The 19,932-nt window shown below is 49.2% G+C and carries 23 protein-coding genes, 1 rRNA gene, 1 pseudogene and 1 riboswitch; of the genes and pseudogenes, 23 read left to right on the plus strand and 2 right to left on the minus strand.

What is annotated here, in order from left to right; translation table 11 throughout:
* Positions 1-108 (plus strand): 5S ribosomal RNA (gene rrf / locus K0T92_RS21840); the annotation flags it as partial.
* 427 nt (positions 109-535) lie between these two features.
* Here the strand turns inward: rrf and K0T92_RS21845 are convergent.
* Positions 536-1,066, minus strand: coding sequence for a transposase (locus tag K0T92_RS21845; protein ID WP_219874622.1), 531 nt, complete (start codon positions 1,064-1,066; stop codon positions 536-538).
* Positions 1,067-1,289: 223 nt separating this feature from the next.
* Between K0T92_RS21845 and K0T92_RS21850 the strand changes: the two genes are divergently transcribed.
* The 10 genes from K0T92_RS21850 (at position 1,290) to rsmI (ending at position 8,907) form a co-directional block, all read left to right on the plus strand.
* Positions 1,290-1,478, plus strand: coding sequence for a sigma factor G inhibitor Gin (locus tag K0T92_RS21850; protein WP_219874623.1), 189 nt, complete (start codon positions 1,290-1,292; stop codon positions 1,476-1,478).
* Positions 1,479-1,706: 228 nt separating this feature from the next.
* A complete protein-coding gene (locus K0T92_RS21855) occupies positions 1,707-3,272 on the plus strand; it encodes an aminotransferase class I/II-fold pyridoxal phosphate-dependent enzyme (protein WP_246628355.1) in 1,566 nt (521 codons plus the stop codon).
* 63 nt (positions 3,273-3,335) lie between these two features.
* Positions 3,336-3,995 carry a dTMP kinase gene (tmk, locus tag K0T92_RS21860; RefSeq protein ID WP_219874624.1) on the plus strand — a complete coding sequence of 220 codons (660 nt, stop codon included), beginning with the start codon at positions 3,336-3,338 and terminating at the stop codon, positions 3,993-3,995.
* Between the two features lie 29 nt (positions 3,996-4,024).
* A complete protein-coding gene (locus tag K0T92_RS21865) occupies positions 4,025-4,354 on the plus strand; it encodes a cyclic-di-AMP receptor (RefSeq protein ID WP_219874626.1) in 330 nt (109 codons plus the stop codon).
* A gap of 16 nt (positions 4,355-4,370) precedes the next feature.
* A complete protein-coding gene (locus K0T92_RS21870) occupies positions 4,371-4,814 on the plus strand; it encodes a YaaR family protein (protein ID WP_219874627.1) in 444 nt (147 codons plus the stop codon).
* Between the two features lie 32 nt (positions 4,815-4,846).
* Positions 4,847-5,824: a DNA polymerase III subunit delta' gene (holB, locus tag K0T92_RS21875; protein WP_219874629.1), complete on the plus strand. Its 978-nt coding sequence runs from the start codon at positions 4,847-4,849 to the stop codon at positions 5,822-5,824.
* A gap of 4 nt (positions 5,825-5,828) precedes the next feature.
* Positions 5,829-6,629 (plus strand): PSP1 domain-containing protein, encoded by an 801-nt coding sequence (locus K0T92_RS21880; RefSeq protein ID WP_219874630.1) that lies wholly within the window; start codon positions 5,829-5,831, stop codon positions 6,627-6,629.
* A gap of 44 nt (positions 6,630-6,673) precedes the next feature.
* Positions 6,674-7,072 carry an initiation control protein YabA gene (locus tag K0T92_RS21885; RefSeq protein WP_219874631.1) on the plus strand — a complete coding sequence of 133 codons (399 nt, stop codon included), beginning with the start codon at positions 6,674-6,676 and terminating at the stop codon, positions 7,070-7,072.
* A 162-nt stretch (positions 7,073-7,234) separates the two neighbouring features.
* On the plus strand, positions 7,235-7,999 hold the full coding sequence (locus K0T92_RS21890; protein ID WP_425517678.1) for a tRNA1(Val) (adenine(37)-N6)-methyltransferase: 765 nt from the start codon (positions 7,235-7,237) through the stop codon (positions 7,997-7,999).
* Positions 7,996-8,907 carry a 16S rRNA (cytidine(1402)-2'-O)-methyltransferase gene (gene rsmI / locus K0T92_RS21895; protein WP_343223773.1) on the plus strand — a complete coding sequence of 304 codons (912 nt, stop codon included), beginning with the start codon at positions 7,996-7,998 and terminating at the stop codon, positions 8,905-8,907. The genes K0T92_RS21890 and rsmI overlap by 4 nt, the downstream gene beginning before the upstream one ends.
* Before the next feature lie 115 nt (positions 8,908-9,022).
* On the opposite strand, the gene K0T92_RS21900 is transcribed toward rsmI, so the two are convergent.
* The gene (locus tag K0T92_RS21900; protein ID WP_219874632.1) at positions 9,023-9,277 is read right to left on the minus strand and encodes an AbrB/MazE/SpoVT family DNA-binding domain-containing protein; all 255 of its coding nucleotides are present in this window, start codon (positions 9,275-9,277) and stop codon (positions 9,023-9,025) included.
* A gap of 273 nt (positions 9,278-9,550) precedes the next feature.
* Between K0T92_RS21900 and K0T92_RS21905 the strand changes: the two genes are divergently transcribed.
* From K0T92_RS21905 to spoVG, 12 genes and pseudogenes are all read left to right on the plus strand, one after another.
* Entirely contained in the window at positions 9,551-10,858 is a 1,308-nt protein-coding gene (locus tag K0T92_RS21905; protein ID WP_219874633.1) for an HD domain-containing protein, read from the plus strand.
* Between the two features lie 18 nt (positions 10,859-10,876).
* A complete protein-coding gene (locus K0T92_RS21910) occupies positions 10,877-11,644 on the plus strand; it encodes a TatD family hydrolase (RefSeq protein WP_219874634.1) in 768 nt (255 codons plus the stop codon).
* A gap of 184 nt (positions 11,645-11,828) precedes the next feature.
* A riboswitch (cyclic di-AMP (ydaO/yuaA leader) is annotated at positions 11,829-12,036 on the plus strand.
* A gap of 243 nt (positions 12,037-12,279) precedes the next feature.
* Positions 12,280-13,428, plus strand: a complete 1,149-nt coding sequence (locus K0T92_RS21915; protein WP_343223774.1) for a resuscitation-promoting factor — start codon at positions 12,280-12,282, stop codon at positions 13,426-13,428.
* Between the two features lie 116 nt (positions 13,429-13,544).
* Entirely contained in the window at positions 13,545-14,123 is a 579-nt protein-coding gene (gene rnmV, locus K0T92_RS21920) for a ribonuclease M5 (protein ID WP_219874686.1), read from the plus strand.
* A gap of 62 nt (positions 14,124-14,185) precedes the next feature.
* Positions 14,186-15,073 carry a 16S rRNA (adenine(1518)-N(6)/adenine(1519)-N(6))-dimethyltransferase RsmA gene (gene rsmA / locus K0T92_RS21925; protein ID WP_219874687.1) on the plus strand — a complete coding sequence of 296 codons (888 nt, stop codon included), beginning with the start codon at positions 14,186-14,188 and terminating at the stop codon, positions 15,071-15,073.
* Between the two features lie 137 nt (positions 15,074-15,210).
* Positions 15,211-16,098 carry a sporulation peptidase YabG gene (gene yabG / locus K0T92_RS21930; protein ID WP_219874635.1) on the plus strand — a complete coding sequence of 296 codons (888 nt, stop codon included), beginning with the start codon at positions 15,211-15,213 and terminating at the stop codon, positions 16,096-16,098.
* Positions 16,099-16,249: 151 nt separating this feature from the next.
* On the plus strand, positions 16,250-16,522 hold the full coding sequence (gene veg / locus K0T92_RS21935; RefSeq protein WP_219874636.1) for a biofilm formation stimulator Veg: 273 nt from the start codon (positions 16,250-16,252) through the stop codon (positions 16,520-16,522).
* A gap of 155 nt (positions 16,523-16,677) precedes the next feature.
* Positions 16,678-16,854, plus strand: a pseudogene (locus K0T92_RS21940) (small, acid-soluble spore protein, alpha/beta type); the annotation flags it as partial.
* Positions 16,855-17,213: 359 nt separating this feature from the next.
* Entirely contained in the window at positions 17,214-18,068 is an 855-nt protein-coding gene (gene ispE, locus K0T92_RS21945; protein ID WP_219874637.1) for a 4-(cytidine 5'-diphospho)-2-C-methyl-D-erythritol kinase, read from the plus strand.
* An 83-nt stretch (positions 18,069-18,151) separates the two neighbouring features.
* On the plus strand, positions 18,152-18,976 hold the full coding sequence (purR, locus tag K0T92_RS21950; RefSeq protein WP_219874638.1) for a pur operon repressor: 825 nt from the start codon (positions 18,152-18,154) through the stop codon (positions 18,974-18,976).
* Between the two features lie 51 nt (positions 18,977-19,027).
* Positions 19,028-19,420, plus strand: a complete 393-nt coding sequence (locus K0T92_RS21955; RefSeq protein ID WP_219874639.1) for a RidA family protein — start codon at positions 19,028-19,030, stop codon at positions 19,418-19,420.
* 140 nt (positions 19,421-19,560) lie between these two features.
* A complete protein-coding gene (spoVG, locus tag K0T92_RS21960) occupies positions 19,561-19,845 on the plus strand; it encodes a septation regulator SpoVG (RefSeq protein ID WP_018759486.1) in 285 nt (94 codons plus the stop codon).
* The last annotated feature ends 87 nt before the right edge of the window (positions 19,846-19,932 follow it).

Below are 19,932 nucleotides of genomic sequence, written 5' to 3' on the forward strand. Positions count from 1 at the left end.
GATGGCGGAGGGGACCCACGCGTTCCCATCTCGAACACGACCGTTAAGCCCTCCAGCGCCGATGGTACTTGGACCGCAGGGTCCTGGGAGAGTAGGACGTCGCCAAGCACGAAGATCCGACCGTGGTACACGGTCGGTTTTTTGTTGTTTCCATAGTTGCTGTCATTAAGCAAAAGGGGCTGTCCCCTAAGTAGATTATTTATCGTTCATGGGAGGTTCCTCCAGCGCAGCTTTTACCTTCTCCAAGTGTGGTTTGAAGGTAGCGTGACAGAGTAAGATTCCTGCGAATGTACATGAATTTCGGTTATGCGACTCCTAAATAGTTAAATTCCTGCGATCATGCATGAATGTGAGAGGAAATCGGCCGATAAGAGGAAACGAAGGTGAAATACCTGCACGCTGGCAGGCATTTCACCTTCATGGGGTCAGAAATGAGAAAAAGGCTGCTGTTTCGCATGTTTCGCCTAGTGGGAACCGAAATTTCCATAGAGGACTTTCGGGACAGCCCCTTGTTTGTTATCGCTTATTAGCGGTATCAGCGGTGATAGTAACTGACGTCAGTGGCTTGAATACGTAACACGCCATCACGTTTAGCTTTGCGGAATTGGCGAAGCATAATGATTCTCGGAGCAAGAAACCATAGATGCCAGCTGATCAGACTTATCATCTGTGCTTCGGTCGCCCAAGGATATACGACGCCTATAGCACATAAGCCAAGCCAGAGCAGATGACGGTGCAGCCTGCGGAACAAGGCAAGTTCAATATGGGCAATCGGAATGTATCCGATCCAAGGAGGGAAGATCCTCCAACCCCATCGTTTGTAATCGGGTTCATCTACACGAATAAGTGTAAGCCGAATGATGATGAAATGAATGATCTGGGTTGCAATGATGCCTGCCCCTAGAGCTATTGCCCCGTCTAAACGATACATAATGAGCTGAAATATAGAAAGCACAAGAACGATAATGAGATGACTCCATAGCAGTTCTTTGCGTACGATAATTTTGCGTACGAGCTGATATTGGTATATCGTTGCTTTGACTTGGTCAGCAAGCGTACCCCTCATGAAATCAACGCTCCTTCAAATAGCTACGACATATATCGGTATACAGGTGCGTTTTATGAAGACTTCCCTTCCAAAACTAGTGCAAGCCTCCGTTCACCAATTAGTGGTCGCCAACATAAGATGTATTACTATTTGAAATGGGCTATGAAACAAGTATATCCTGCTAGAATTTACGGCATAATAGTAGTAATGACGATTATGAAGAATCGCGAGGTGTTATAGTATGGAAGAGCAACGAATGGATCAATTATGTATTATCTGCGGACATGAGAAGCAGGAAGGCCTGCGCATTATTGATGAGTTTATATGCGAAGCCTGTGAGCTGGAGATGGTTAAGACGGAAGTGCAGGACGCTAAATATCCATTTTTCATTCATCAGTTGAAAAGGCTGTGGATCCAGAAGAATGCGTAATGACAGTTGGTTAGCTCGCATTATTCATACAGTCTTTAATCCTCACTAGTTTCGCAGCATATGCGGAAAGGATGAGGATTATTTTTTTATAAGGGGCGTTGGCGTTTAAGATTATTAGAATATCAGTTATGATGAAGGAACAAGCATTGGGTATAGGAAAGGATCCAACTTCTCATGACGAATAATGGCTTGCGATGGCATGCTCCACTGTATGAAGGATTAGCTGCATTGAGACGCACACAACCAAGCAGCTTTCATGTACCTGGACATAAGTATGGTCGGCTGCTGGATCTTCTAGGCTCTGTAGAGACAACGACTGCAGAAGTATTCCGGAGCTTGATGGAAATTGATGTGACAGAGCTTTCGGTGACAGATGATTTGCATGATCCTTCTGGCATCATTGCTGAGGCACAGCAGCTGGCGGCTTTATGCTACGGCGCGGAAGAAACCTTCTTCCTTGTCGGTGGCAGTACAGCAGGCAATCTGGCCATGCTGCTTGGCTGCTGCCAGCCAGGTGAGCTGGTGATTGTTCAGCGCAATGCTCATAAATCCATCCTTAACGGACTAGCGCTCGCAGGAGCGCAAGCTGTATTCATTATGCCTCAGCGGGAGGTGCAAACAGGTCTCGATTGTGTGCCTGCACTATCCGATGTTGAGGAGGCTGTCAGGCGCCACCCGGAGGCCCGAGCAGTCTTGCTGACAAATCCGAGCTACTACGGTGCACATGTGGATCTGACGCCTTATGCTGCGCTTGTACATGATCATGGCAAGCTGCTGCTTGTTGATGAGGCGCATGGAGCGCATTACGGACATCATCCGTCCTTCCCGCGATCAGCGCTTCAAGCTGGTGCTGATGCCGTTGTTCAGTCTACGCATAAGACGCTGCCAGCTCTTACTATGGGGGCGATGCTGCATCTGCAAGGGGAGAGAATCGACCGTGAAGCTATAAGGCACGCTTTGACGATGATACAGAGCTCCAGCCCTTCCTATCCTATAATGGCCTCTCTGGATATTGCCCGGGCAATGTTGGATGTGCTAGGTTCATCTATGTTTGATAAAGGCATTCTTGGGGCGCAGGCTTTTAAACAATGGCTGCAGAGCATGAACCATGATGTGAAGCATAGTGTAAAGCCTGGTGTGGCGCTGCATGACGGTGGCAGGGGCCCTCTGTTGGAGGTCGTTGACGGCAAGAAACATCGTATAATTGATGGAATGGATCCATTGCGAATTGTTCTTGGAGATCGTACTGGTCTTCTGTCTGGTTATGAATTGCAGCGGCAGCTGGAGAAGAGAGGCTGTTGGGTAGAGATGGCGGATCCGCTCTACGTTGTTTTATTATTTGGTGCTGCTGTGTCCGAGAAGGATATCATCCGGCTTCAAGATGCATTAAGTGAAATTGCTCAGGAATACAGTAGTATCCATACTGTCAGGAATGCGGATGAAGGTGAACCGAAGGCTTATATTAATGAAGCTTCAGATTTTGAGTATAAGAGGAATGAAGCGGATTGGATTACACTCGGAGAAGAGTCCGAGCGAATATCGAAGCCAATCGTTTTTAGCAGGCGGGGGATAGATTTAAGTACAACGGAACGAATACCTGTTGCCGAGGCAGTTGGCAGAATTGCTGCGGAAGCTGTTATTCCTTATCCTCCGGGCATACCGATTCTATATAAGGGTGAAACGATTACGGCCAGAACAGTGTCCTATATTCAGAAGCTTGCTCTGCACGGTGCAAGATGCCAAGGAGCCACCGATCCAACTATGCAGTCATTAGCAGTTATCGCGGATAGCTAGACATTTACGCCTATGGTTGGCTTTGTTATGATAGAGGTATTAAGAGATAGAGGAGTTCTTCGTTTGAATATAGGATTGTTTATAACGGTTGAAGGCGGCGAAGGTGCCGGTAAAACAACTTTAATAGAAGGTGTAGCTCGTATTCTCCATGAAAGAGGGCTGCGTGTTATAACTACGCGCGAGCCTGGAGGAATCCCCATTGCAGAGCAGATTCGGGGCGTTATTCTCGATAAAGCAAATACAGCGATGGAGGCCAGGACGGAGGCGCTGCTTTATGCGGCGGCAAGAAGACAGCATTTGGTTGAGAAAGTGATACCAGCGCTGGATGAAGGTTATATCGTTATATGTGACCGGTTCGTGGACAGCAGTCTGGCTTATCAGGGGCACGCACGAGGTCTTGGCATTGATGAGGTGTGGTCGATCAATCGGTTCGCTGTTGAAGGGGCAATGCCGGATTTGACGTTGTTTATGGATATCTCGCCTGAGGCAGGACTTGCTCGTATTCATGGAGCGTCAGATCGGGAGATCAACCGTCTGGATCTGGAGGGTCTTGCATTCCACAGGCTCGTTCGGGAAGGCTATATGAAGCTGCTGCAGCGTGAGCCGAACCGTATTGTGTCCATAGATGCTGATCGGCCGGCTAATCTAGTATTAGATGATGCTGTAGCGATCATAATTGCCCGATTTGAAGGATTATTAGCAGGCGATGTCAAACAAGTATAGTACATTCATTTCAACAGGAGGGGTATCCGATGAAATTAGTGATTGCGATCGTACAAGACAAGGATAGCAACCGTTTGTCTAATGCTCTCGTTCGTGAAGGTTTCAGAGCGACGAAGCTTGCAAGCACAGGTGGATTTCTGCGGGCCGGTAATACGACGTTCATGATCGGGATTGAAGATGAACGCGTTTCCGATGTGATGCAGGTTATCAAATCCAACTGTAAGGTGCGCGATCAGCTCGTTTCTCCGGTATCTCCAATGGGCAGTACGACAGATTCTTATATTCCTTTTCCGGTTGAAGTGCAGGTTGGTGGAGCGGCAGTGTTCGTTGTGCCTGTTGAACGCTTTGAACATTTCTGATTGGGCGTGAGTAGCGATGAAGATTAATCCAGGCTGGCGTCCTCTCGGTCAAGATCGTGCACGGGCCGATATCGGCGCAAAGCCGGTACAGGCGAGAAACTTCGCTGATGTGATGAGCCACCAAGATGAGCAGCGAACGATGGAGCAGCTTCAGCAGAAGCTTCAGGATATTCATAATCAGGGTGAACGGCTTACCCGTTCTATGACAGTACGTGAGCTCAAGCTTTACCGGCAGATGGTGAAGCAGTTTCTGGAGGATACGCTGGGGCGTGGTGTTGGGCTGAAGGAAACGAGAGGATTTGACCGTCGAGGCCGTACGAAACGGTATAAGCTGCTTGATGAGCTGGATTCCACTCTCATTGCGATGGGTGAGGAACTGCTTGAGAGTGAGGAAGGCAGAATGGAGCTGCTTGGGAAGATCGGAGATATTCGCGGCATGCTGATCAATTTGTTTTTCTAGCGAGCAGTGGTATTCGGAGGGGAAAGAGCTGTATGAGCATTGCAGAATTAACCAAGCAGCCCAAAGCACAGCAAATTTTACGCTATGCGCTGAAGAGTGGCAAAGTATCGCATGCCTATTTATTCAGCGGTCCGCAGGGCAGCGGCAGAATGGCGATGGCAAGTGCATTCGCCCAAGCGTTGTTCTGCACCAGCGGCGGAGATGACGCTTGCGGTCAATGTTTGGAATGCCGCAAGTTCGAGCATGGCAATCAATTGGATCTCCATATCTTGGAACCAGACGGAAGTTCGATTAAGATCGATCAGATCCGTGAGCTTCAGAAGGAGCTGGCCTATCGAAATACAGGCTCGCAGCGCAAGGTGTATATTATGCAGCGGGCAGAGACGATGACGCTGCAGGCTGCCAACAGTCTGCTGAAATTTCTGGAGGAGCCGCAATCATCGGTTGTGGCTATTTTGCTTACAGAGAATGGACAAGCGATGCTGCCTACCATTCGCTCGAGGACGCAATTAGTACCTTTTATACCATTAGCTCCGGAAGCGATGCTGCAGACATTGGTCATGGAAGGCTTTCCGCAATTGCTTGTCCGAGCAGCGGTTCATCTCGCATCAGGCTTGGAGGCATGCCGGGAGATCATCCAGCAGAATGGGTTTGCAGAAATGAGAAACGTAGTGATACAATTAGGGAAGGATAGTGGAACCCGATTCACCGCGGCTATGCTGTCCGCCCATCAACAAGTTTTCAAGACGAATCTTGGCGAACAGCCTCAGCTGCTGTTGGCATTACTCGTTTTATGGTATAAAGACATGATTCATTTTCAAGCTGGAAGACAAGAAGCAGTCGTTTTTATAGATCAGATTGATTGGATCAGCAAGCATGCATTCGCACGCTCAGTAGAAGGCTGGGTCAACTGTATTGCGTATACGCTTGAAGCAGGCAAGCGGATGAGAGCGCACGTGTCGCCACAACTAGCGCTTGAACAACTGCTAATCCGTATACAGGAGGGGTGATTGATTGTATAACGTCGTTGGTGTCCGCTTCAAGAAAGCGGGCAAAATCTATTACTTTGATCCGGTTGAATTCCCGATCGACAAGGAACAGCATGTCATTGTCGAGACTGCAAGAGGGATCGAATACGGTAAAGTGGTGGTAGGACAGAAAGAAGTCGGTGAATCGGATGTTGTCCTTCCGCTTAAGCGGGTTATCCGTATTGCTGGTGACAACGACGCCAAGATCGTTGAGGAGAATAAGGCAGCAGCCCGGAATGCCTTTGCCACTTGCCTGGAGAAGATTAAGGATCATCAGCTGAAGATGAAGCTGGTTGACGTTGAATTCACGTTCGATCGCAATAAAATTATTTTTTATTTTACAGCCGAAGGACGCGTCGACTTCCGTGAGCTTGTCAAAGACTTAGCCAGCGTATTCCGTACCCGGATTGAACTGCGCCAAATCGGTGTACGTGATGAAGCGAAGATGCTCGGCGGTATCGGCCCTTGCGGCCGTGTACTATGCTGCTCCTCTTGGCTTGGCGACTTCGAGCCCGTTTCCATCAAGATGGCGAAGGATCAGAATCTGTCGCTTAATCCGACCAAGATATCTGGACTGTGCGGCAGACTTATGTGTTGTCTCAAGTACGAGCATGACAATTATGAAAGTGTTCGTGAAGAGATGCCTGCTGTCGGCAAGGTAGTTATTACCTCTTATGGCGAAGGCAAAGTAACAGGAATTAATGCGGGTTCGAAATCCGTGTATGTCCAGCTATTCGAAGGCGGCAAGCCTAAGGAACTGTCGCTTGACGATGTTGTAATTAAATAATGCAATAGCAAGTCCAGAGCCGATCAGTCTTTTGAGGTGGGAATGTGAGAAAAAAGGATATTTTTACTCAAATGGATGTGCTGGAGTCGAATATGGGGAGTCTGCATGGTGAGCTTGGGTCGCTGAAGGGGAAGGTAAAAGCACTTCTTGAAGAGAATCAGCGATTAAGTATAGAAAACCAGCAGCTCCGCAAAATATTAAAGCGCGAGAATGCGATCCATCAGCCCATAGCTGAACCGGTAGCCGTGAATGCTAAGGCGGCCAATACGCTGCCGGCAGAAATATCAGATGAAGAACCAGTAGACTTCGCTGCTGTTGGCGAGGGCCACGATAATCTCGCCCGGTTGTATCATGAGGGATTTCATATTTGCAATTTGTATTATGGTCATTTGCGAACGGAAGGCGACTGTCTATTCTGTCTTTCCTTCCTTAATAAAGAGTAAGGTGAACAAGACTCCTTCATTGGAGTCTTGTTTGCTTGTGTGGGGAATTAACAAGCTCAGGCATAGGGCTGTGCTTGTATGGGGCCTGTAGTTTCGTTTATTCTGGGAATAACAACCCCTTCATAACGGCAGTTAAACAAGGAAAGCGAGGATCACGTTATTATGTCGATGGAAGTTATGCTGGAGCCGAATGAACGACTGGATGATCTATTGACGCATCAATTGCACATTATTCAGAGCCGGGAGGTATTCAGCTTCTCTATGGATGCTGTTCTGCTGGCACGATTCGCAGGTGTACCGCCGAAGGGAAGAATTCTTGACTTGTGTACAGGGAACGGTGTTGTGCCCCTGCTCTTGACGACGAGAACAAAGGCGATGATTGATGGGGTGGAAATTCAGCCGCGGCTTGCAGATATGGCAAGACGAAGCGTGGAGTGGAACAAGCTTGGCGATCGGATACGCATTTGTGAAGGCGATCTGCGGTTGTTTCATGAGCAGACCGGCCATGGGGCTTATGATGCAATAACGATCAATCCCCCTTATATGCCTGCCGGAAGCGGTGACCAGAACGAGAATGAGCATTTTGCAATGGCCAGGCATGAGATCAATGGTTCTCTGGATGAGATGGTTGCTGCCTGCTCTCGGCTGGTGCGTCCCGGTGGCCGTGTCTCCATGGTGCATCGGCCTTCGCGGATGATTGAAATTATAGAGGCTATGCGAAAATGGAAGCTTGAGCCGAAACGAATACGATTCGTCCATCCTTATCTGGGGGCGGAAGCGAATATGATTCTGATCGAGGCGGCCAAGGACGGCAAGCCAGAGGTAAGGCTTATGCCACCGCTTATCGTGTATACCCACGAGAGGCATTATACAGAGGAAATGATGAAAATCTACTACGGAGACAATGAGCCGGGAACGAGGGAATGATGATGAATGTGCAGCGCAGCTTTATGACAGCTAGTGGCGGCGAGAAGGTGACAAGAGAGAGCGGGACATTGTATCTGGTTGGTACGCCAATCGGCAACCTGGAGGATATGACGTTCCGTGCAATCCGCACGCTGAAGGAGGTAGGTCTCATTGCCGCGGAGGATACCAGGCAGACTAGAAAGCTGCTTACGCATTTCGAAATATCGACCAGGCTGGTCAGCTATCATGAGCATAATAAAGAGGCGAGCGGCGTTGAATTAATTCGTCTTCTTGAAGAAGGGCAATCCATTGCGCTCGTGAGCGATGCCGGTCTGCCTGCAATCTCTGATCCTGGTGTTGATCTGGTCAAGGCAGCAGTAGAACGGGAAATTGCAGTTGTACCGATTCCTGGAGCGAATGCGGCATTATCTGCTCTTATTATATCCGGATTGCCGACGGAGCGGTTCACCTTCCTGGGGTTTCCGCCACGCGAGCGGAAAGGGTTGAATGAATGGCTGCTGCGCAATCGGAAGCAGCAAGGAACGATTATTTGCTATGAATCGCCGCATCGGGTGGTGAAGACTTTGACTGCCATGCTGGAGCAATGGGGCGATCGGCCAGTTGCGATGGTAAGAGAATTGACGAAGCGGCATGAGGAGGCAGCAAGGGGGACGATATCGGAATGCCTGGAATGGCTCAGCGAACATTCTCCACTCGGCGAATATTGTCTGGTTATAGGTGAAGGATCTGACCGAGATGCGGCTGGGCTTGATGAGGACGAACGTCCGTGGTGGTCGGAGCTGGATATTGCGGAACATGTCAGCCGCTATGAAGAGGAGACGGGCGACCGTAAGGAAGCAATCAAACGTGCGGCCGTGGATCGGGGCTTGCCTAAGCGGGATGTCTATAATGAAATTATGAGGAAATAAAAAAAGGGCCTTCCTGATTGGGTTCAAGAATCAGGAAGGCAGTAAGGAGTATTAAAAAGGTTAGAATTAACAAGTGCGGTAAATGTATTATAACCTATAATTCTGGATTTGTCTCTTATTTTGTGACAGGTGTAGGCATTTCTGATAAACAAACGTTACAAACGATCTTTCCTTTGAAGTAAGAAACGTTCTCAGCATTGCCACAGAAGATGCATGCAGGCTCATATTTCTTCAACATGATGCGCTCGCCATCTACATAAATCTCAAGTGCATCTTTCTCTCCGATACCCAGCGTACGGCGCAATTCGATCGGAATAACTACACGGCCCAGCTCATCAACTTTACGGACAATACCAGTGGACTTCATCATGATCTATCATGTCCCCTCTCAGATTCCTTAATTCGTCACGATTCGACAAAATTCTATTAAGTTCTTGTTTCTATAATACCAACGTTTCCCATAATAGTCAACCTAGATTTACAAGCAAAAAACACCAATTTTCCTCATGTAATCAAGGGTGATAAGGTATAATGCACATCATTTAGAGTACAACATCAGCGTGTGTTTTGGAAATGGAAAAACGACATCATTCGACAAATAATCGACATGTGTGTCGAAAAATTGAACGAAGGAGGGCTTAAAATGTCGAAACAGCAGCAGCGACCGTTAGCAGAAGAGAAAGTATTCAAAGATCCGGTACACAAATACATCTATGTCCAGGATCAGACGATTTGGAATCTCATTAATACGAAAGAGTTTCAAAGACTTAGGAGGATCAGACAGCTCGGAACCTCGTACCTTACTTTCCATGGTGCGGAGCATAGCCGCTTCTCTCATTCGCTCGGTGTATATGAGATTACACGCAAAATCATTTCGCAATTCGAACGCAGCGGCTATCCGGACTGGCCGAAGGAGGAGAAGCTCGTCTCCCTCTGCGCGGCGCTTCTGCATGACATTGGCCACGGCCCGTTCTCTCATTCTATAGAGGAGGTATTCGACACTCATCATGAGGATTGGACCTGTCGTATCTTATTAGAAGATACAGAAGTGAATGCAGTGCTCCGCGAGTTCGATACAAGCTTACCGGAGCGGGTTGCAGCGGTCATACGCAAGACGTATCATCAGCCCATTGTAATCAGCCTGGTATCCAGTCAGATGGATGCCGACCGGATGGATTATTTGCTGCGGGACGCTTATTTTACCGGTGTTAATTACGGCACCTTTGATCTTGATCGTATTCTCCGCGTGCTTAGACCGCATCAAGGACGGATTGTAGTTAAGGAAAGCGGGATGCACGCCGTTGAAGATTATTTGATGTCGCGCTATCAGATGTATTGGCAGGTATACTTTCATCCTGTGACCCGAAGCTCGGAGATCATACTTAGGCAAATATTTCGCAGAGCGAAAGAGCTATACGGGGGTGGTTACACATTTCAATGGATGATTGGGCCGCTCGTTCAGCTGCTGGACGGCACGCTGGATGTAGAAGCTTACCTCTCCCTGGATGAAGCGCTCGTCCAGACCGCCTTCATGCAATGGAGTGGCGAGTCCGATATGCTCTTGTCTGATCTGTGCAGGCGTTTCTTGCATCGGAGGTTATATAAATATGTAGCAATGGATAATGCTGATGATGAGCTGTGGGAGGAAATACGCGAACAGTTCATTGCCATCGGACTCAATCCCGACTATCACCTGGAAATCGACTTTCCATACGATATGCCGTATGATGTATATCGCCGGGGGACGCGGGCAGCAGAGAATGAGAAGCCTCCAATTCTTCTGCTGGACAATGAGGACGGACTGTCCGAAATTTCGGCCAAATCCGATATTATTCGTTCTATCACAGGTCTTCATCAAGGCAAATACCATCTGTATTACCCTGAGGAGCCGCTTCGTGAAACAGCACATAAAATGAAGCCGCATATCCGCGAATTTTTTGGTTTTATGTAGAAAGGAGCTTCTTCACTCATGTTAATTGATACGCATACCCATCTAGATTCCCATCAATTCGACGAGGATCGTGAGGAGGTTATCGAAAGAGCCCGCGCTGCGGGTATCGAGACGCTCATTAATGTCGGTTTTAACCGGGAGACCATCCCGACAACAATGGCACTTGCCGAGAAATATGATTTCATCTATGCCGTTGTGGGCTGGCATCCGGTAGATAGCATCGCTATGCTTCCGGAGGATCTCGATTGGATTGCCTCCTTGTGCGATCATAAGAAGGTTGTTGCCATCGGCGAGATTGGTCTGGATTACCACTGGGACACCTCGCCGAAGGATGTCCAGCAACGGGTGTTCCGTGAGCAGATCAGACTTGCCCGAGACAAGCGCATGCCGATCGTTATCCACAACCGCGATGCCCACGAGGATATCGTACATATATTGAAGGAAGAGAACGCGAAAGATGTCGGAGGGGTGATGCATTGCTTCTCGGGCAGCTGGGAAACGGCTAAAAAATGTCTCGACATGAACTTCTATATTTCGTTCGGCGGGCCGGTCACCTTCAAGAATGCAAGAGTACCCAAGGAGGTTCTCAGGCAGGTTCCTCTGGATCGGATTCTCATCGAAACAGATGCCCCTTATTTGGCACCGCATCCATTTAGAGGGAAGCGAAATGAGTCCGCTTACGTTCGTCTTGTTGCAGAAGCGGCAGCGGAGATAACAGGCAAAACTGTGGAAGAAATTTCAAAAATAACGAGCGAAAATGCAAAGAAATGTTTTAACATCTCCTGAAAACGGCTTTGAAAGCAAGGATTTGGGACTATTCCGGTGAAAAAACTGATTTTGGTTCGAGAAAATGCTTGTTTTTGACGCGATTTTCCTAAAAATTCGTTAAAATCGTCATTAATCGCTTCTTTACAATGAGGCGTAAAAGACGGTATCATTCATCTCAGAGCATATCAATACCTGTATTCCTTTTCCAATAACGCTTAATCTCCGGATCGGAGAGCGGGGGAACCAAGTGTGCAAGACTTTCGCCATGAGCGAGTAGTTGTCAACATTGAATTCCTATCTTGGGGTGAATTTTGCGAGTGGCGCAGCTTCAGTTATAGCGTCATAGCGAATAGGGCGACTCTTACGCCCGAATCCGACAGCTAACCTCGTCAGCGTAAATAAGAGAGATCAACCTCGTGCATCTAATCCATGTTCCTATATGTCATTATGGGAAGCCACGAAACAGATCCTCTGTCGTCGGGCTTCTTTTATTTTTTGAATATTACGTAAAGCGACGACATAGGGTGTTACATGGAGGTGAGCATAGGGAGGAAAATAGGAGTAGCGTGCTTGCACGCTAACAAACTACAAATAGTACCGTCAAATGTAATCATGCAAATTCGACGGCGGGGCTATGAAGGAGGACCGAAGAAGTGGGCGCACTCCAGCTTAAGGACACCCATGGTAAACGATCATCCAGCATGTCTTTCGCATTGCGATGGAAGCATGAGAACTTGCGTTTAATTGTACTAAGCGCTATGATCTCAATCGCTATGACTTTCATGTTTCTGGTGTTGTTGTACGGAACGGCTGACAAAAGCGTATCCGTAGTAGTGAACGGACAAGAAACCATTGTTACGACAAAGCAATGGGTCCTTCAACGCCTACTGGATGAACAAGCCATCAAGATCGGACCGCACGATAAAGTGTCCATTCCGCTTAATGCGGGTGTTAAGGACGGCGACCGAATTGTAATCGACCAAGCATATCCGCTGGTCGTGAAGGCTGACGGCAAGGTAAGAACGTTGTACACGACAGAAAGAACGGTTCAGGCGGCGATCGATCAAGCTGACATATCGATACGCAATCTAGACAAAGTGTTCCCTTCCTTGGGTGCTGCAATCGAACCGAATATGACCGTAACGGTCATCCGTATCGATAAGAAGTACTCCGAAAGTGAGCACAAAGTAGCCTTCTCCATTGTGAAGAAGGAAGACCCCAAGCTAGAAAAGGGTAAAGAGAAGATGGTGCAGGCCGGCAAAGAGGGGACGATCCGCAAGCGGTTCGAAAGTGTTTTTGCTGACGGAGTTCTCATCTCTCAGACGCTTGTTACCAAGTCCACAGAGACCCCTTCGGTGAATAAAATCGTTGCTGTCGGAACGAAGAAGCTGGAGCCTAAGGTAACGGTATTAAGCTCCAAGTCTCCCAGCGTCTCGACATTAACGAAGAGCGGCAAGAACCTGAAGGCGAAGAAGGTGCTGTCGAACGTAACACTAACAGCTTATTCGGCTGGTGTGGCTTCGACGGGCAAGGGGAAGAAACATCCGCAATATGGCATTACCGCATCGGGTGCGCGTGTTCAAGAGGGACGTACGATCGCTGTTGATCCTAAGGTCATTCCGATTGGCTGGTGGGTCTACATCGAAGGTATCGGCTTCCGTCGTGCAGAGGATACGGGAAGTGCTGTTAAAGGGAACAAGATCGATGTGTATTTCGACAGTGAATCGTATGCTGAGAAGTTTGGCCGCAAGCGGGGATATACCGTGTACGTTATCGGTCCGAAGAAGCCAGACTCCATATAATGTCACGATAAAGCTGTGATTTATTCATATCGTAATTCAAACCTAAATATGCCATCATAAGAAGAGGCGATGCCTCTTCTTTTTGTATGTTTGTCTGAAGGGAATGAATGGTGGAGATGATGAAGGAAATCATTGTCGTTGAGGGCAAGGACGACACGGTCGCGATTAAACGTGCTGTCGAAGCCGAAACGATTGAGACTGGCGGCTCAGCTATTGGCGAGGATGTGCTGCGCCGGGTGAAGCTGGCACAGGAACGCCGCGGCGTTATTATATTTACGGACCCGGATCATGCAGGCGAACGCATTCGCAAGATTGTCTCGCGGCATGTCCCAGGCTGCAAGCATGCGTTCCTGCCTCAGGAGGATGCGCTGTACAAGGGTGATATCGGCGTGGAGAACGCATCACCTGAAGCCATCAGGAGAGCGCTGGCTAATGTGCGCACGGAGACGATCTCGGAGGAGGCTCAGGGGGACGAGGCTGGCCTGGCGATATCTATGGACGATCTGATGGCCGCGGGGCTGCTCGTCCATCCTCAGGCATCGGACAGGCGTCTCAGGATGGGCAAGCTGCTTGGCATCGGCTATGCCAATGGCAAGCAGTTCTATAAGCGCTGCTCGGTATTCCGAATCACGAGAGAGGAATTTCTGCGGGCATATGAACAGATGGAGCGTGAGCTCGAAGGAGGAGCAGTATAATGGACGGAAGCGGAGTTGAAGATACAGCCGCCGATAACAAGAGGAGCAGCCAAGCGGGAGCGATGTCTGCACAAGCTGATGTGGGGACGCCCAAGCGAACGAAGGATATTATTTCGAAGTATGGCTTCTCATTCAAGAAGAGTCTCGGACAGAATTTCCTGATCGACCAGAATATATTGCGCAAGATCGTATCTGCTGCCGAGCTGGATGAGTCGAAGGGGGCGCTGGAGATCGGTCCTGGTATTGGTGCTTTAACGCAGCAGCTGGCGCAAGCTGCTGGCCGTGTAACCGCTGTGGAGATCGATAACCGTCTCATCCCTATTCTGCGTGATGTACTCGCTGATGCGCCAAATGTGCATGTTGAGCACGGTGATGTGCTCAAGCTCGATCTGGAGGCGCTTATAGCGGAGCAGTTCGCTGGTCTAAGCGGTGTGAGTGTTGTGGCCAACCTGCCTTATTATGTGACGACTCCTATCCTTATGAAGCTGCTGGAGGAGAAGCTGCCGCTCCAGCATATCGTCGTCATGATTCAGAAGGAGGTTGCAGAGCGGATGGCCGCCAAGCCTGGGGGCAAAGAATACGGCAGTCTCAGTATCGCCGTACAGTATTATTGTGTGCCTGAGCTAGTGTGCATCGTGCCGCACACCGTCTTCATCCCGCAGCCTAATGTCGATTCTGCGGTTATCAAGCTGACTGTGCGGGACAAGCCGCCTGTGGATGTAGCTGATGAGGCTCATTTCTTCCGCACAGTGCAGGCCTGCTTCGCACAGCGCCGCAAGACGATCGCTAACAATTTGACGGCATTCGTCGGCAAAGCTCATCGCGAGTCCCTGGGACCGCTGCTTGTGAGCTGCGGCATTGATCCGTCGCGGAGGGGCGAGACGCTGTCGCTAGCGGAGTATGCCCTCCTCAGCCGTGCGCTCCTGGATGCGGGCTTGCCGGAGGCCTAGAACATATTAGCTGCCTGACAATGGTTCAAAGCGCTGCTTTGTACCGTTGCGGGCAGCTATTATTTTGACCTTGCAGAGTAGAGTGATGCACCATTAGCCCTGTCAGCCCATAAGATAGACGAAGAGGTGATTTGCCCATGAAGCAAGGGGACCTGGTCGTCCGTAAATCATACGGCGGGGACGTGATTTTTCGCATTGCGACCATAGATCAACATCAACAAGCAGCTGTAATTAAGGGCACGGACTACCGGCTGATAGCAGACGCGCCGATTCCCGACTTGTCCGTTGTCCGTGATCCGGAAGTTACGGGTGCAGCGAAACAAGTGCGAATCAAAGTTGATGAGTCGATGCAGCGGATGCGCGAGCAGCGTGAACAGCAGGTGCAGCAGAATGAGAGCGAGCTGCGGCGGGCTTCGAATCAGAACCAGCCGTATTTTGAAGTGCCGGGCAAAGTGCTTCATCTGGACGGGGACAGCAACTATCTGAAGAAAAGCATGCAGCTGTACACGCAGATGCGTGTGCCTGCTTATGGACTTCATGTGCATGAGTCGCAAATGCCGGATATGGTCTATCGGCTGCTTCTGCAGTTGAAACCGGATATTATTGTGATTACCGGTCATGACGGCGTGCTCAAGAACCGGATAAGCAAGGATCTGTACAGCTTAACCAGCTACAAAAATTCGCAGAATTTCGTTAATGCAGTGAAGGTTGCCCGGGAGTATGAGAAGAATCGTGATGGCCTCATCGTCATTGCAGGCGCCTGTCAGTCCCATTATGAAGCGCTGCTGCAGACCGGGTCTAATTTTGCCAGTTCGCCGGGCCGTGTTCTCATCCATGCTCTTGATCCTGTCTACGTGGCTATCAAGGCGAGCTACACGTCAATCCGGGAGACAATCAACCTTTCGGATGTCATTCAGGGCACAATTAGCGGTATTGACGGAGTCGGCGGTATTGAGACGCTTGGCAAATATCGGGTCGGTTTGCCTAAGCCCAAGACGTTGTCCGGTGTAAAAGCAACTTTATAATATGCCTTGTTACGGATGGAATATTCATACAACCGAAAAAAATAGCTTTTTATTTATTGACAACATATTTGGTTCGCTGTTATAATAATAATTTTTTGACAAACTCCACCTCTTTGGTTATAATGGACAAGGAAAGAGGTGGTAGTGGATAATGGCAAAAAATGCGCTGTTGGAGATCAAACGCAGTTTGGAAGCCCATGTCGGCTCCAAAATACGTCTTCGAGCAAACGGTGGTCGCCGAAAGACCATCGAACGGACCGGTGTGTTGGAAGAAATCTACCCTTCTGTTTTCATTGTCAAACTCGACCAGGAGCAGCATGCTTTTAAACGGGTCTCCTATAGCTATGCGGATATTTTAACCGAGTCGGTTGAAGTGACTGTAGATAGCGATGATGGTCAGGTGCGCATTTCGTTTTTGCAGTAACCACAAATAATTGCAAGGCAATACAATGGGAGTGCGGCTGCTTGAGGCTGTGCTCTTTTTTTCTGTCCATGGGACGAAGAACCGCGCCTGCTGTATGAGAAACCGGATTTAACACATACTAATGGCAACCCATTGGACGAAGGAGGATGTATGATATGAGCCGCAGACGCCGAAGCTTCATGAGTGAGCAGCTCAAGAACGAGCTGGCGAAGGACCTTGGATTCTATGACACCATTCAGCGCGAGGGCTGGGGGGGCATAAAGGCGAAGGACGCAGGAAATATGGTCAAGCGGGCGATTCAGCTTGCAGAGCAAGCAGCAGCGCAGCAGAACGTGCAGCAGCAGTCCCAGGCTGTCACCTATGCTCAGTCTGCTGCGCGGCCTCAGCCTGCGTCTTATAGGGCCCAGCCGCCGCAGCAAGCGGCACAGCAGCCATCGCAGGCCAGCCAGCCTCAGACGGGGCTTCAAGCAGGGCAATATGCAGGGAATATTCCTTATGTACAGCAGCAAATTCAGCAGGCGGGACAATTCAGTTCCTACAGGCAATAAAGGATCGATTGGATCATTAAGCTAAGATGTTCAGGCGTGTGCGGGAGCAGCGCAGAAGGACATCTTAGCTTTTCTTATGTCCTTTTGTTAATATATAAAGAAAGGATTGCAGATTTGAAGATTAACCGAACGGGTGAAGATGAATGAAGGTCTATGAGAAGGCGCCGGCCAAAATCAATTTATCGCTTGATGTGCTGCGCAAACGCGAAGATGGATTCCACGAAGTGGAAATGATAATGACGATGGTCGATTTGGCTGACCGTCTTGAGATGGAAGAGCTTCCGCGCGACACGATCATCATATCGAGCCAAGCGGGCTATATTCCTTTGGATGAGAAGAATCTGGCTTTTCAAGCGGCCAAGCTGATTAAGGATCGTTATGACGTCCGCAAAGGGGTCTATATTCATCTGGACAAAAAGATTCCGGTGGCAGCCGGCCTTGCAGGCGGCAGCAGCGATGCAGCGGCGACGCTGAGAGGCTTGAATCGGCTGTGGGGGCTTGGCATCTCGGAGGACGAGCTGTGCACGCTCGGAGCCGAGCTCGGCTCTGATGTGCCATTCTGCGTGACAGGCGGCACAGCGATTGCGCGAGGGCGCGGAGAGAAGCTGGAGCGGATTAATAATCCCCCGCAATGCTGGGTCATTCTTGCGAAGCCGCCAATCAACGTTTCGACGGCGGATGTGTATGGCAAGCTTCGCGCTTCAGAGCTGAAGCAGCATCCTTCCACCGCAGCGATGCTGTCGGCAATATCGAGCGGTTCATTCCCCGGCATTATTAGCAACCTGGGCAATGTGCTGGAGACGGTCACGCTGCAGTACTACCCGGAGGTGCTTCAGCTGAAGCAAATTATGCAGCGGCTTGGGGCTGATGGTGTTCTGATGTCCGGCAGCGGGCCGACCGTATTCGGTCTTGTCAGCAAGGAAGCGAAGGTGTCCCGGATATACAATGGACTGCGTGGTTTCTGTAAAGAAGTGTATGTGGTAAGAATGCTAACATGAATGGGACGTTGTCCTTGATTAAATCCGTATGAAAATGGTATATTGTCATTATATTATTCGGATTTAGCTAAGGGGAGAACATCGTGAAGAAGTTGAAACGAAGCGCTAGGTTAGTAGAAATGACACAGTACCTGCTTACCCGCCCCCATACGTTAATTTCACTGACAGCTTTTGCTGATCGTTACCAGTCTGCGAAATCATCGATCAGTGAAGATCTTGCTATCATAAAAGAAGTATTCGAGGATGAGGGGCTCGGTGAGCTCCAGACGCATGCCGGCGCTGCCGGAGGCGTCAAATATACGCCCAAGATGAATCGGGATCAAGCGTTGTCGATTATACAAGACGTTTGCCGCCAGTTGGAGCAGCCTGAGAGGGTGCTGCCAGGCGGCTATTTGTATATGACCGATATGCTGGGACAGCCTGGTCTGCTCGCCGATGTGGGGCGTATGTTTGCAACCGCGTTTGCATCTTCGGATATCGATGTCATTATGACAGTGGAGACGAAGGGAATACCGCTTGCTTACGCTACAGCAGCCTGCATGAACCTGCCGGTTGTAATTGTAAGGCGGGACAATAAGGTAACGGAAGGCTCGGCAGTCAGCATTAATTATGTATCCGGCTCCAACAAGCGCATCCAGACGATGTCACTTGCCCGTAGAGCGCTCAGAGAGCAATCCCGCGTGCTTATCATTGATGACTTCATGAAGGCGGGCGGCACGATACAAGGCATGATGGACCTGCTGTACGAATTCAATGCGACAGTAGCAGGCGTAGGCGTATTCGTCGAATCGGCCGAGGTCGGAACCGAGGAGAGGCTGCTGGAGGATTATGTTTCCTTGGCGAATTTGACTGAGGTCGATATGAAGACGAAGCAAACGGCAATTAGACCGGGGAACTTTTTTGGCTAGGCTAATTCAGGTTAGTGAAGATGAAAATTTCAGAGGAGGCATGTACTGATCATGAAACATCAACCGCAAATCGTATCCACGGGCAAGGCGCCAGCTGCCATTGGACCTTATTCGCAAGCGATCAAGCTTGGCAATCTGTTGTTCACTTCCGGACAAATTCCACTGGATGCCGACGGACAGCTTGTAGAGGGTGGAATTGAGGAGCAGACGCATCAGGTATTTCGCAATTTGGAGGCTGTGCTGGCTGAAGCGGGAGCGACGTTCTCCGATGTGGCCAAGGCGACAGTTTTTATTAAAGATATGAACCAATTTGGGGCTGTGAATTCGATCTATGCATCGTATTTTGGTGACCACAAGCCAGCCCGTTCTACCGTAGAAGTAGCGCGGTTGCCCAAAGACGTCCTTGTCGAAATAGAGCTGATTGTATCGATTGAAGTCGAATAAAAGTCGAATCTAATCGAAATGGCTAAACTGGAAAAAAATATTTTAAAAACGAGCAAGTTTTTACCAAAAACATGAAGGATTTTGCATCTGAATGTGGAATTATACACCAAGTCTTCGATAGGCAAAGGTGGTGAACATAAGTGCAAATTACCGATGTCAGACTCCGCCGTGTAAATTCCGAAGGGCGCATGAAGGCCATTGCCTCCATTACCATTGATAATGAATTTGTCGTTCACGATATTCGTGTAATCGACGGTAACAATGGAATGTTTGTAGCAATGCCCAGCAAGCGGACTCCTGATGGAGAATTCCGCGATATCGCCCATCCTATTTCTTCGACTACCCGTGAGAAGATTCAAGCTGCAGTACTCGCTGAATACGAGCGTGCGGCAACGGAAGAAGAAGTTATTGAAGAAGGAGCGTAATTGACGTTATCTAGGAGCACATGAGTTGGAACTGAATAAGTACCGTGAATCGATAGATTCGGTTCATGAAGAACAAGGGAGCCTTTT

It is taken from the genome of Paenibacillus oenotherae (genome assembly GCF_019443105.1).
In the GTDB taxonomy this organism is placed as follows: domain Bacteria; phylum Bacillota; class Bacilli; order Paenibacillales; family Paenibacillaceae; genus Paenibacillus_Z; species Paenibacillus_Z oenotherae.